Consider the following 12,217-nt stretch of genomic DNA (forward strand, 5'->3'; position numbering starts at 1 on the left):
CCCTTTTTCGACAGCCGAACAACCAGAGACTCACGCCCTTCACCACTCGGCCGTCATGGCGCCATAGCGCTATGCCCTTTATGGGCGTCACACCCCCAGCCTGTCTCGCAGGGTATACCAGGCGGCTCCTGCGGCGGTGAAGGGGATGCGCAGCAGGCGGCCGCCCGGGAAGGGGTAGTGCGGCAGCCTGGCGAAGGCGTCGAAGCGCTCCGCCTGACCGCTCAGCACCTCGGAGAGCAGCTTGCCCGCCAGATGGGTACAGGTAACGCCGTGGCCGCTGTAACCCTGCATGTAGTAGATGTTGGGGCCGATGCGACCAAACTGCGGCAGACGCGACAGGGTCAAGAGGAAGTTGCCGGTCCAGGTGTACTCCACCTTGACGTCTTTGAGCTGGGGGAAGGTCTTGAGCATCTTGGGGATGATCAGCCGCTCTATGTCCGCCGGATCCCGCGCGCCATAGACCACGCCGCCGCCGTAGATCAGCCGGTGATCCCCTGTGGTTCTGTAGTAGTCGAGCAGGTAGTTGCAATCTTCCAGGCAGTAGTTCTGCGGCAGCAGGGCGCGGGCCCGCTCCTCCCCCAGCACCTCGGTGGCGATGACCTGGGTGCCGCACGGCATGCTCTTGCTCGCCAGCTCGGGCACCAGGTTGCCGAGGTAGGCGTTGCCGGCCACCACCACGAAGCGCGCCTTCACCGCCCCCTTGGCGGTCTTGACCAGAGCCGGCTGACCGGGAGTGATGCTGGTGACGGCGGACTGCTCGAAGATCTGCCCCCCCTGCATGCGGATGGCTTCCGCCTCTCCCAGCGCCAGGTTGAGGGGATGGATATGACCGCCGCGCTTGTCCAGCAGGGCGCCGACGTAGCGATCGCTTGCCACCACCTCGCGCACCCCGTCGGCATCGAGCAGCTCCAGCTTATCGTTGCCCCACTTCTGCCAGCGGGCATGTTGTGCCTTGAGCTCGTGGAGCTGCTTCTCGGTCTCGGCGGCAAAGACGCCCCCCTGCTGCAGATCGCACTGGATGTTGTAGCGCTGGATCCGCTCGCGGATGATCTCTCCCCCCTCAAACAGCATGGAGCCGAGCAGCCTGGCCTGATCCGGCGGGCAGTTCGCTTCTATGGTGTCGATGTCGCGGCTGTAGGAGTTGACGATCTGGCCGCCATTGCGACCGCTGGCGCCGAAGCCGACTCGCGCGGCTTCCAGCACCACCACCTTGTAGCCCTTCTCCACCAGATGCAGGGCACTGGAGAGGCCGGTATACCCGGCCCCGATGACGCAGACGTCGCACTCAAGCTGCTCGGTGAGCGTGGGATAGGGGGCGTGTTTGTTGGCACTGGCTGCGTAGTAACTCTTTACATGTTCGGTCATGATCCCTGTTTCCTTACCGGTTCGTTTCCAATATTCGCGCTGTTCAATGTCAAAAGCTGGCGGGGGTGTGGGCGCTGACGATGCGGCAGACCTGCCCCGACGGATTGCTGAAGCTGTGGGGCTCGCCGGTGTCGATCACATAGCTGTCCCCGGCACTGAGCTGATAGGTCTGCCCCGCCAGGCTCAGCACGACAGAACCTTCCAGCACTGTGCCCACCTCTTCCCCCAGGTGCTTGACCTGGCCCCCGGTGTCCGTGCCGGGGGCATAGGTCTCCAGCATGAAGCCGAGCTGGCGACGATTGTTGCCGTTGTGCACCAGCTTCATGGAGACCCCCTGGCTGCCCAGCTCGATGAGCTGCTCCGCCTTGATCACCACGCTCGGTGCCCGCGCCTCCTCCTCGGCGAAGAAGCGGGAGAGCGGCAGCTCGTAGACGCAGAGCAATTTTTGCAACGAGGCGACCGAGGGGCTCACCTTGTTCTGCTCTATCATGCAGATGGCACCGTGGGTCAGGCCGCTCAGCTCGGCGGCCCGGCGCTGGGAGAGCCCGAGACTACGGCGAAGGAGGGCGAGCCGCTCCCCCATGGTTTTATCCATCCCTTTGTCAGACAAGGGGTTATCCGTCATGGTCTGCCACTGGACCTCACCTTGTGGTTGCTGCATCCCCACCTCCTTGTATGGCCATTCGAATACCTTGTGGCGGCTGGTTAATATAATGCGTCAATCCCGGCACCCTGTTCGCTATCCTGCACAGCCGAGATCGTTCATTATTTTGCACACCCAACACAATGAGAGACGCTAGAATCGTCCTGACAGCCCCATTTCTAGCATGCAGCGCCCCGTTCACTCAAATATATTTAACACTTGAAAAACATTTCGGCTCACTTTATGGTCGTTAGGTGCTTATTATTCTATACGGTGGCACCACGGGATGAGTCGGCCACCCAGACCCACAATCGAGGCTTCCTATCTATGTCAGCATCACAACCCGCTCTCTCCCTGATCAAGTCCCTTGCCTATATAGATGGCCGCTGGTGCGAGGCCCATGGCGGACAAAGGTTCGAGGTCCTGAACCCGGCGACCGGCCAGCTCATCACCCAGGTACCCGACATGGACGAGACGGACACCCGGCTCGCCATCGCGGCGGCCCACAAAGCCCAGCCCGCCTGGGCCGCCCTCACCGCCAAGGAGCGCGGCAGCCGGCTCCACGCCTGGTTCGAGCTCATCATGGCCAGCCAGGATGAACTGGCCCGCATCATGACCTGCGAGCAGGGCAAGCCGCTGGCAGAGGCCAAGGGGGAAGTGGCCTACGGCGCCAGCTTCATCCAGTGGTTCGCGGAAGAGGGCAAGCGCGCCTATGGCCGCACCATCCCGGGTTTTTCCGGTGACCGGCGCCTGGCCACCATCAAGCAGCCGGTGGGCGTGGTGGCCGCCATCACCCCCTGGAACTTCCCCATCGCCATGATCACCCGCAAGGCGGGCCCGGCACTCGCCGCCGGTTGCACCATCGTCATCAAGCCCGCCGCCGAGACCCCCCTGTGCGCGCTGGCGCTGGCGGCCCTGGCCGAGCAGGCGGGCATCCCCGCCGGGGTCATCAACATAGTCACCTCCCATCAGGCGGCGGCCGTGGGCAATGAGCTGTGCCGCAACAAGACGGTACGCAAGCTCTCCTTCACCGGCTCCACCCGCATCGGCAAGCTCCTGATGCGCCAGTGCGCCGATACCATGAAACGGCTCTCTCTGGAGCTGGGTGGCAACGCCCCCTTCATCGTGTTCGACGATGCGGATCTGGACGCCGCCGTGGCCGGGGCCCTCGCCTCCAAATACCGCAACGCCGGCCAGACCTGCGTCTGCGCCAACCGCATCCTGGTGCAGGCCAGCGTTCATGATGCCTTCGCCGAGAAGCTGGCCGCCGCGGTGCGCGCCTTCAAGGTGGGGGATGGCATGGGGGAAGGCACCCAGATAGGCCCTCTCATCAATGCCGCCGCCGCCGACAAGGTCGCCTCCCTGGTGAGCCAGGCCGAGTCCGCCGGGGCTCGCGTGCTGGTGGGGGGGCAAGCCCACCCCGCCGGCCCGCTCTTCTACCACCCCACCATCCTGACCGGCGTGACCCCGGACAACCCCATACTGCAGGAGGAGATCTTCGGGCCGGTGGCGCCCCTGGTGCGCTTTGAGACCGAAGCCGAGGCCATCGCCATCGCCAACGACACCCCCTATGGCCTGGCCGCCTACTTCTATGGCCGCGACATCGCCCGGGTGTGGCGGGTGGCCGAGCAGCTGGAGTACGGCATGGTGGGGATCAACGAGGGGATCATCTCGACCGAACTGGCCCCCTTTGGCGGCATCAAGGAGTCGGGGCTGGGTCGGGAAGGGGCGGCAGAGGGACTGGAGGAGTACCTCGAGACCAAATACCTCTGCTTCGGCGGCATCCGCTGATGCCCATGACCCGCAGAGGCATCGCCTAAAAAGATGCCTCTGACACCCGTCCATCGTTTTTATAGATAGACATGGGCGCCCGCCCGGCCTCACGAGAGCGTCGACGGCGCCCTGCGGCACGCCACCCGCGCACCGGACCTGCCGCCCTGCCAGATGGCAGCGCGGTTCACTCGATGAGCAGATTGCACAGGAATATCAGGGGCCCATGCCCCTCAGGGAGGAAAGATGAGTCAGTCAGAACAGCATTCAAACCAGGCATGGCAAGCGCGCCGTGAAGCGGCCGTGGTACAGGGGGTCGGCACCCTGCTGCCGGTCTTCATCGACCGGGCCCAGAACGCCGAGCTGTGGGATGTGGAGGGCAACCGCTACATCGATTTTGCCTCCGGCATCGCCGTGCTCAACACCGGTCACAACCACCCCAGGGTGGTCGCCGCCGTGCGCGAGCAGCTCGAGAAGTTCAGCCACACCTGCTTCCAGGTCACCCCCTACCCGGGCTATATCAAGCTGGCCGAGAAGCTCAACGCCCTGGTGCCGGGCCCGACCCCCAAGCGCACCCTCTTCCTCTCCACCGGCGCCGAGGCGGTGGAGAACGCCATCAAGATCGCCCGCGCCCACACGGGTCGCAGCGGCACCATCGCCTTCAAGGGCGGCTTCCATGGCCGCACCATGATGGGGATGGCGCTCACCGGCAAGGTGGTGCCCTACAAGACCGGCTTCGGCCCCTTCCCGGGGGAGGTCTATCACCTGCCCTTCCCGGCCGACTACCTGGGGGTGAGCGAGGCCGATGCCCTGGCTGCGCTGGATCTCTGCTTCAGCGCCGACATCGAGCCGGCCCGGGTGGCCGCCATCATCATAGAGCCGGTGCAGGGTGAGGGGGGCTTCTATGTCGCCTCCCCGAGCTTCCTGCAAGCCCTGCGCAAGATCTGCGATCAGCACGGCATCCTGCTCATCTGCGACGAGATCCAGACAGGTTTCTGTCGCACCGGCAAGACCTTCGCCATCGAATACAGCGGCGTCGAGCCGGACATCATGACGCTGGCCAAGAGCCTGGCGGGCGGCTTCCCGCTCTCCGCCGTGGTGGGCAAGAGCGAGGTGATGAACGCCGCCAAGCCCGGTGGCCTGGGGGGCACCTATGCGGGATCCCCCATCGCCTGCGCCGCCGCCCTGGCGGTGCTGGAGGTCATCGAGGAGGAGCGCCTGAACCAGCAGGCCCTGGTACAGGGAGAGCAGATCAAGGGGCGCCTGCACCAGCTGGCGGAGCGGTTTGACAGCATTGGCAACATCCGTGGCCCCGGCGCCATGGTGGCCATGGAGCTGGTCAAGGGGCGCGATGCCACCCAACCGGACCCGGATCTCACCAGGCGGCTGGTGGCAGAGGCAGGCAAGCGCGGCCTGGTGCTGCTGGCCTGCGGCGTGCGTGCCAACGTCATCCGCTTCCTCGCCCCCCTCACCGCCTCCCCGGCGCTGATCGACGAGGGACTCGACCTGCTGGAGCAGGCGCTGGCCGCCGCCAGTCAGGGTTAGTGCCCGCGGTTCTCGCTGGCACGAACAATATCGTCAGATAACGACAGGCCGTCCATCGCGGATGGCCTGCTTATACGGTATCATCTCGCCCCCCAAAAAATGATGGCAGGAGCACTTGGCTCCCTCTGTGACCAGTCACCCTGTCATGGGGCCCTGTCCCTGCTCGGCAGGCGGGCCCTTCACCACTGCATTCTTAGGAGACAGGCCCCATGGCCCCACGCCCTGCGCGACTGAAACAAACCCTGACCCTGTGGCAAGTGGTCGTGATGGGCCTGGCCTACATGACCCCCATGGTGGTGTTCGATACCTTCGGCATCGTCACCGACATCACCCAGGGCCATGTCACCACCGCCTACCTGCTGGCCCTGGTCGGGGTGCTGTTCACCGCCTCCAGCTACAGCAAGATGGTGCGTCACTACCCGATCGCGGGCTCGGCCTACACCTATGCCCAGCGGGAGTTCTCCCCCGTGGTGGGCTTCATGGTGGGCTGGTCCTCCCTGCTCGACTACATCTTCCTGCCGATGATCAACATGCTGCTGGCCAAGATCTATCTGAGCGCCCTCTTCCCCGGCGTCGAGCCCTGGATCTTCATCCTCGGCATGACGGTGCTGATGACCGCCATCAACCTGCGCGGCATCGATCTGGTGGCTAACCTCAACGGCCTCATCATCTTCATCCAGGTGGCCATCATGCTGGTCTTCCTCGGCCTGATCGCGCATGGGGTCTACCAGGGGGAAGGGCTCGGCACCCTCAGCCTGCAGCCCATCTACAGCGGCAGCACAGAGATCTTGCCGCTGCTGACCGGGGCCACCATCCTCTGCTTCTCCTTCCTCGGCTTCGACAGCCTGAGCGCGCTGTCCGAGGAGACCCCGGAGGCTGGCAAGGTGATCCCCAGAGCCATCATCCTGACCGCCCTGCTTGGCGGCCTCATCTTCGTGGTGGTGGCCTATGCCCTGCAGCTCTACTTCCCGGACGCCTCCCGCTTCAAGGCGCCGGACGCCGTGCTGCCGGAGATCGCCCTCTATGTCGGCGGCAAGCTGTTCCAGAGCGTGGTGCTGGTCTGTGCCTGCGTGGCGGTGCTGGCCTCGGGGCTCTCCTCCCACGCCGGGGTCTCCCGCATCCTCTACGTGATGGGGCGGGACAAGGTGCTACCCCAGCGCACCTTCGGCTATATCCATCCCAAGTGGCGCACCCCAGTGTTCAACATACTGCTGGTGGGCCTGCTGGCCCTGTCGGCCGTCAGCTTCGATCTGGAGATCGCCCTGGCGCTGATCAACTTCGGCGCCCTGGTGGCCTTCACCGTGGTCAATCTGTCGGTGATCTCCTGCTACTACCTGCGTCAGGGGCGCAACAAGACCTGGCAGGATCGCCTGCAATACCTGGTGCTGCCCCTGCTCGGGGCCGGAACCGTGGCCATACTCTGGCTCAATCTGGAGCAGACCTCCCTGGTGCTGGGGCTGATCTGGGCCGCCATCGGCGGGATTTACCTGTTTTTGCGCACCACGGTCTGGCGGGTCTCGCTGCCGAGCCAGCAGGCGGCAAGCCTTGCCAGCAGCGGGCTGGCCCCCCTGCCGTCGACACCTGAATAGGCGCGGTTTATTGATGTAAACCCTGTCCTTGTGCATTCTCTTGCCGGGAATGCCGATCCTGGCTTGTCATCCCCCCCCATCTGGGGCAAAATGCGCGCCGATTTGAATAACCGATGTGATCCTCACATCGGTTATTTTTCATTTTGAAAACAAGTGTCTACTTCGAGGCCGGAACCATTCCGGAAATGATATCTAGGTTCAGATGAACCTAATGCCGCAATGAGGAAAAACATGGGGCTCTTATTGGCTTTGTCTCCGGTTGCCACCGGAACCTGCTTTGGTCGCCGCGCGACCAACGTCTGTGGTTTGCATACCGCTTCGCTGCGGATGCGAGAAACCAGTCCCATGGCCTCACGCCATTCCACCTCCTGCCAGCCGTGCAAGGAGGGAGCCTGAGTGAGCCAGCAACCCGTTCGTCTGATAAAAACCCTCAGCATGTGGCAAGTGGTGGTGATGGGCCTGGCCTATCTGACCCCCATGGCCGTGTTCGACACCTTCGCCATCGTCGGTGACATCACCGAGGGCCGGGTCGCCACCGCCTACCTGCTGGCGCTCGGCGGCATTCTGCTGACCGCCTTCAGCTACGGCCACCTGGTGCGCCGCTTCCCCTCGGCGGGCTCTGCCTACACCTACGCCCAGAAGGTGTTCCACCCCTATGTCGGCTTCATGGTGGGCTGGTCCTCCCTGCTCGACTACATGTTCATGCCGATGATCAACATCCTGCTGGCCAAGATCTATCTGACCGCCATGTTCCCGAACGTCGATCCCTGGATCTTCATCTTCGGCCTGGTGACGGTCATGACCTTCCTGAACCTGCGCGGCATCAAGCTGGTGGCGAACCTCAACGGCTTCATCGTCTTCATCCAGGTCGCCATCATCCTCACCTTCCTCGGCCTCATCGCCTGGGGACTGCTGCACGGCGAAGGAACGGGCACCCTGCTGAGCAGCCGCCCCTTCCACCTGGAGTCCGCCGGCATGCTGCCGCTGTTCACCGGCGCCACCATTCTCTGCTTCTCCTTCCTCGGCTTCGACGGCCTGAGTTCCCTGTCGGAAGAGACCCCGAACGCCGGCAAGGTGATCCCCCGCGCCATCGTGCTGACGGCCCTCATCGGCGGCATCATCTTCGTCACCGTCTCCTACAGCCTGCAGCTCTTCTTCCCGGATCTGGCCCGCTTCAAGGAGCCGGACGCCGTGCTGCCGGAGATCGCCCTCTACGTCGGCGGCACCCTGTTCCAGAGCGTGGTGCTGGTGTGCACCACGGCGGCCGTGCTCGCCTCCGGCATGGCGGCCCACGCCGGCGTGTCGCGCATCCTCTACGTGATGGGGCGCGATCGCATGATCCCGGAGCGGGTGTTCGGCTACATCCACCCCACCTGGCGCACCCCGGCCATCAACGTGCTGCTGGTGGGGGCCCTGGCGCTCTCCGCGGTGTCGTTCGATCTGGACATGGCGCTGGCGCTAGTGAACTTCGGTGCCCTGGTGGCCTTCACCTTCGTCAACCTGTCGGTCATCGGCCAGTTCTGGGTGCGCGAGAAGCGCAACAAGAGCCTCAAGGAGCACCTGCTGTTCCTGGTGCTGCCGCTGCTGGGGGCCGCCACCATAGGGGCGCTCTGGATCAACCTGGAGCAGAGCTCCCTGGAGCTTGGCCTCATCTGGGCAGGGATCGGGGTCACCTACCTCTTCCTGCGCCTCGCCGTGTTCCGCATCCCCTTCCGTCAGTACGAGGAGACGGCCGACGGCCAGTAAGCCAGGCCGGACGACAGCCAAACAGAAGGGGAGCCCATGGCTCCCCTTCTTGCATGCAGACCTGCGCCTGACTCTTCCTCACCCCTGGTTGATCACCGCGGTGGCGGCCGCCTTGACCGGATCCCTGGCCACGGCGTTGACATCCTTGCGGGTCTGGTTGACCTTGTCCTGCGCCTGCTTCAGATCGGCACTCTGCTTGTCCATGGCCGCTCTGGTGTTCTGCTTCGCCTCTTTCAGCCCCGCCGTCTTCTTGTCCAGCGCGTCCGTGGTGGTGTTCTTCACCTCGGCCTTGGCCTTCTCCTTCTGCTGACGCACCAGCTTGTCGGCATCGCAGTTGCCCTTGACCCCCAGGGTCGCATTCATCGCCTCGTTTCTGGCCGCCTTGTCGAGGTTGCACTCGGACTTGAACACGCTGGCCTGCGCACCGGCAGACAGCAGACCCAGGGAGAGACACAAAACCCATGCACGCATCATCACTTCCTCAGTTTGAAGACAGGAAAGCCTAGCAGCATATAACCCAGGGGCCTCAGTGCAAGGGCGGAGACCTGCGCTGAGCCGGATGGCGCCATATCGGCGTTTGCTCCGACACTTTTTGTCTGCGACGCCCCCTGCCGCCCTGTCACCAAAACATCATAAAAGTGTCACTTTGTCATATTTCTGTCATGGAGCGCTGCTTTAATGCGCCCGTCCATTTCAACGCAGAACGACCCCAAGAGGCCATATGCACAGCACCGCATCTTCCGCACCCCAGCAGACCCGCCGTCCCGGCCCCCTGTTCAACTGGCTCGCGGTGATCACGCTGATTTACCTGATCCTGGTCGCCGTTGGCGCCGTCTCCCACGGCTTCAAGGGCTTCTCCGGCGGCGCAGAAGGCGCGGCCCAGATCTTCGCTTTTGCCAACAACCCCTTCGTCGCCCTGCTGCTCGGCATCCTGGCCACCGCCCTGGTGCAATCCTCCAGCACTGTCACCTCGGTGATCGTCGGTCTGGTGGCCGGTGGCCTGCCCATGGAGATGGCCATCCCCATGGTGATGGGAGCCAACCTCGGCACCACCATCACCAACACCATCGTCTCCCTCGGTCACATCCGGGACAGAGGCGAGTTTCGCCGCGCCTTCGCCGCCGCCACGGTACACGACTTCTTCAACCTGCTGGCGGTCTTCATCTTCCTGCCCCTGGAGCTGATGTTCGGCCTGCTGCAACAGAGCGCTGAGTGGATCTCCGGCCTGCTGATGGGCTCCGCCGACATGTCGATGAAGGGGATGGACTTCATGAAGCCCCTCATCTCGCCGTCCCTGGATCTCATCGACGCTGCCGTCGCCTTCCTGCCCGGCAAGGGCCCCGCCATCGCCACCATCGTCATCGGCATACTGCTGATCCTGGGTTGCGTCACCAGCCTCGGCAAGGTGCTGCAACGGGTCATGGTGGGCCGCGCCAAGGAGCTGCTGCACAAGGCGCTGGGCCGTGGCCCGCTGACCGGCATCGCCTCCGGCACCCTGATGACGGTGATGGTGCAGTCCTCCTCCACCACCACCAGCCTGATGATCCCCCTGGCCGGCGGCGGCGTCTTCACCACCCGTCAGCTCTACCCCTTCACCCTGGGGGCCAACATAGGCACCACCATCACGGCCCTGCTGGCCGCCACCGCCATCAGCGGCGCCGGTGCCCAGCTGGCGCTGACCATAGCCCTGGTCCACGTGCTGTTCAACCTGTTTGCCGTGGTGCTCATCTACGGGGTTCCCTTCCTGCGGGAGCTGCCCATCAAGGCCGCCGAGACCCTGGCCCGGGTGGGCAGCGAGAACAAGCTGCTGGCGCTGGGTTACGTGGCCGGGCTCTTCTTCGCCCTGCCCGCCCTGATGATGGTGGCCGCCAAGTAAATCCGAACCGGGGGCATGATGCCCCCGGAGCCTTGCCCGTCCGGTCACATCCTCCGGCTTCCCCCCTCGCCCTCCCTCCCCGGCTGGGATAAGATGCCCCTTCATTGCACTCTGATTTCAAGGAACAGGAAAACCCGATGAAATTCATTCTGATCGCCCTGCTGATCGCCGGCGCCGCCTACTACTTCTACTCCAGCAGCAACAACAAAAAACTGGCCGAAGAGAACGTGCGCAAGGGGGCCGAGTTCCTCGCCAGCAACAAGGAGAAGCCCCTGGTCACCACCACGGCCTCCGGGTTGCAGTACGAGGTGCTGACACCGGGCAGCGGCACGGTTCACCCCACCGCCACCAGCAAGGTGAAGGTGCACTACGAGGGCAAGCTGCTGGACGGCACCGTATTCGACAGCTCCATCGCCCGCGGCGAGCCCATCGAGTTCGGCCTCAACCAGGTGATCAAGGGCTGGACCGAAGGGGTGCAACTGATGGTGGAAGGGGAGAAGACCCGCTTCTATATTCCCGCCAACCTGGCCTACGGCGACCGCGCCGCCGGCAAGATACCGCCAGGTTCGGTGCTGATCTTCGATGTGGAACTGCTGGGTATTCAATAAACCCGACAGGGCCCGTGCTGATCTTGGAGGTGGCGCTGCGGGGCATCCCGTCAGGGGCCACTTCCGACGGACCTTGATCACAACGCCGGCGCAGTGCGCCGGCGTTGTCGTTTCTGCGCCATTTCGTTCGCCCTTTCCCCTCAGACTATCAACCAAAAGTGAACGGTGCTTATCCTTAAAGCCTGATTGTTAACCCAATCATTGGGGCAGATAATGACCACATCGTCAGCGGCATGTCGCCCTGACCTCGGGTTTTCGGTGCGCAGCACGCATCGGCACAACGCATATGGAGTCTGTCATGGCTATCGCCCCCGTCTGGTTTATCTCCCACGGCGCCCCGGATCTGGTCCTGCGGGATCAGCCTGCCACCCGGTTCCTGAAACAGCTGCGCCTCGAGGGCGTCAGGGGGCTGGTGGTGATCTCGGCCCACTGGTTCAGCCGCGGCGAGCCGCAGCTCAACGTCGAGCCGAGCCCGGCCCTGATGTACGACTTCTACGGCTTCCCCGATCCTCTCTACCAGATCCGCTGGCCGGCCAGGAGCCCCCAGTGGCTGCAGGAGGCGGTGAGCGATCAGCTGCTGCTGGCGGGCCTGCCCGCCACGCCGGTCAAGCGCGAGCTGGATCACGGGGTCTGGTCGCCCCTCTCCCTGATGGATCCCCAGAGCGAGCTCCCCCTGGTGCAGCTCTCCATTCCGGCCGGCTTCACCCCGGCCCAGCTGTGGCAACTGGGGGAGGCGCTGCAGGGCCTGCGCGCGCAGGGCATCGCCATAGTCGCCTCCGGCGCCATCACCCACAACCTGAGGGCGCTCGGGCCGGACGACAGCCCTGTGCCCCGCTGGGCGAGCGCCTTCGTTCACTGGCTGGAGCAGGCCATGGATGAGGGTGACAGGGCGGCGCTGGAAGATTATCGGGCCCGGGCACCGGGCGCCGTGGAATCCCATCCCCATGACGATCACCTGCGCCCGCTGTTCGTGGCGCTCGGGGCGGCGGGAGGCGACAGACCGACCAGGCTGCACCAGAGCTGGGACTATGGCAGCCTCTACATGGGCGCCTACCGGTTCGGCTGATCCCGGCAA

At 64.3% G+C, this 12,217-nt stretch carries 10 protein-coding genes; 7 read left to right on the top strand and 3 right to left on the bottom strand.

Annotation, left to right across the window (positions count from 1 at the left end):
* Positions 1–87 precede the first annotated feature (87 nt).
* Both HB860_RS13360 and puuR read right to left on the bottom strand, forming a co-directional pair.
* Complete coding sequence (locus HB860_RS13360) at positions 88–1,365, bottom strand: NAD(P)/FAD-dependent oxidoreductase (protein ID WP_247626969.1); 1,278 nt, start codon at positions 1,363–1,365, stop codon at positions 88–90.
* Positions 1,366–1,414: 49 nt separating this feature from the next.
* On the bottom strand, positions 1,415–2,026 hold the full coding sequence (puuR, locus tag HB860_RS13365) for an HTH-type transcriptional regulator PuuR (RefSeq protein ID WP_005331862.1): 612 nt from the start codon (positions 2,024–2,026) through the stop codon (positions 1,415–1,417).
* A gap of 309 nt (positions 2,027–2,335) precedes the next feature.
* Between puuR and HB860_RS13370 the strand changes: the two genes are divergently transcribed.
* The 4 genes from HB860_RS13370 to HB860_RS13385 all read left to right on the top strand — a co-directional run bounded on the left by HB860_RS13370 (position 2,336) and on the right by HB860_RS13385 (position 8,658).
* Positions 2,336–3,799 carry an NAD-dependent succinate-semialdehyde dehydrogenase gene (locus HB860_RS13370; RefSeq protein ID WP_247626970.1) on the top strand — a complete coding sequence of 488 codons (1,464 nt, stop codon included), beginning with the start codon at positions 2,336–2,338 and terminating at the stop codon, positions 3,797–3,799.
* Between the two features lie 225 nt (positions 3,800–4,024).
* Positions 4,025–5,323 (top strand): 4-aminobutyrate--2-oxoglutarate transaminase, encoded by a 1,299-nt coding sequence (gene gabT / locus HB860_RS13375; protein WP_247626971.1) that lies wholly within the window; start codon positions 4,025–4,027, stop codon positions 5,321–5,323.
* 209 nt (positions 5,324–5,532) lie between these two features.
* Positions 5,533–6,912: an APC family permease gene (locus HB860_RS13380; protein WP_139437521.1), complete on the top strand. Its 1,380-nt coding sequence runs from the start codon at positions 5,533–5,535 to the stop codon at positions 6,910–6,912.
* Between the two features lie 435 nt (positions 6,913–7,347).
* Positions 7,348–8,658: an APC family permease gene (locus tag HB860_RS13385; RefSeq protein WP_202047141.1), complete on the top strand. Its 1,311-nt coding sequence runs from the start codon at positions 7,348–7,350 to the stop codon at positions 8,656–8,658.
* 78 nt (positions 8,659–8,736) lie between these two features.
* Here HB860_RS13385 and HB860_RS13390 read toward each other — a convergent pair whose 3' ends face one another.
* On the bottom strand, positions 8,737–9,129 hold the full coding sequence (locus HB860_RS13390; protein WP_247626972.1) for a hypothetical protein: 393 nt from the start codon (positions 9,127–9,129) through the stop codon (positions 8,737–8,739).
* A 250-nt stretch (positions 9,130–9,379) separates the two neighbouring features.
* Here HB860_RS13390 and HB860_RS13395 point away from each other — a divergent pair, with 250 nt between their 5' ends.
* From HB860_RS13395 to HB860_RS13405, 3 genes are all read left to right on the top strand, one after another.
* Complete coding sequence (locus HB860_RS13395) at positions 9,380–10,534, top strand: sodium:phosphate symporter (protein ID WP_025327778.1); 1,155 nt, start codon at positions 9,380–9,382, stop codon at positions 10,532–10,534.
* Between the two features lie 137 nt (positions 10,535–10,671).
* The gene (locus tag HB860_RS13400) at positions 10,672–11,142 is read left to right on the top strand and encodes an FKBP-type peptidyl-prolyl cis-trans isomerase (protein ID WP_043130150.1); all 471 of its coding nucleotides are present in this window, start codon (positions 10,672–10,674) and stop codon (positions 11,140–11,142) included.
* A 298-nt stretch (positions 11,143–11,440) separates the two neighbouring features.
* On the top strand, positions 11,441–12,208 hold the full coding sequence (locus HB860_RS13405) for a DODA-type extradiol aromatic ring-opening family dioxygenase (protein WP_247626973.1): 768 nt from the start codon (positions 11,441–11,443) through the stop codon (positions 12,206–12,208).
* Positions 12,209–12,217 lie beyond the last annotated feature (9 nt).

This window comes from Aeromonas genomosp. paramedia (assembly GCF_023093515.1).
GTDB lineage: Bacteria > Pseudomonadota > Gammaproteobacteria > Enterobacterales > Aeromonadaceae > Aeromonas.

Coding starts and splice junctions, on each gene's coding strand:
- HB860_RS13405 (WP_247626973.1), top strand. CDS start 11,441: ATGGCTATCGCCCCCGTCTGGTTTATCTCCCACGGCGCCCCGGATCTG.
- HB860_RS13400 (WP_043130150.1), top strand. CDS start 10,672: ATGAAATTCATTCTGATCGCCCTGCTGATCGCCGGCGCCGCCTACTAC.
- HB860_RS13395 (WP_025327778.1), top strand. CDS start 9,380: ATGCACAGCACCGCATCTTCCGCACCCCAGCAGACCCGCCGTCCCGGC.
- HB860_RS13370 (WP_247626970.1), top strand. CDS start 2,336: ATGTCAGCATCACAACCCGCTCTCTCCCTGATCAAGTCCCTTGCCTAT.
- gabT (WP_247626971.1), top strand. CDS start 4,025: ATGAGTCAGTCAGAACAGCATTCAAACCAGGCATGGCAAGCGCGCCGT.
- puuR (WP_005331862.1), bottom strand. CDS start 2,026: ATGCAGCAACCACAAGGTGAGGTCCAGTGGCAGACCATGACGGATAAC.
- HB860_RS13385 (WP_202047141.1), top strand. CDS start 7,348: ATGTGGCAAGTGGTGGTGATGGGCCTGGCCTATCTGACCCCCATGGCC.
- HB860_RS13360 (WP_247626969.1), bottom strand. CDS start 1,365: ATGACCGAACATGTAAAGAGTTACTACGCAGCCAGTGCCAACAAACAC.
- HB860_RS13390 (WP_247626972.1), bottom strand. CDS start 9,129: ATGCGTGCATGGGTTTTGTGTCTCTCCCTGGGTCTGCTGTCTGCCGGT.
- HB860_RS13380 (WP_139437521.1), top strand. CDS start 5,533: ATGGCCCCACGCCCTGCGCGACTGAAACAAACCCTGACCCTGTGGCAA.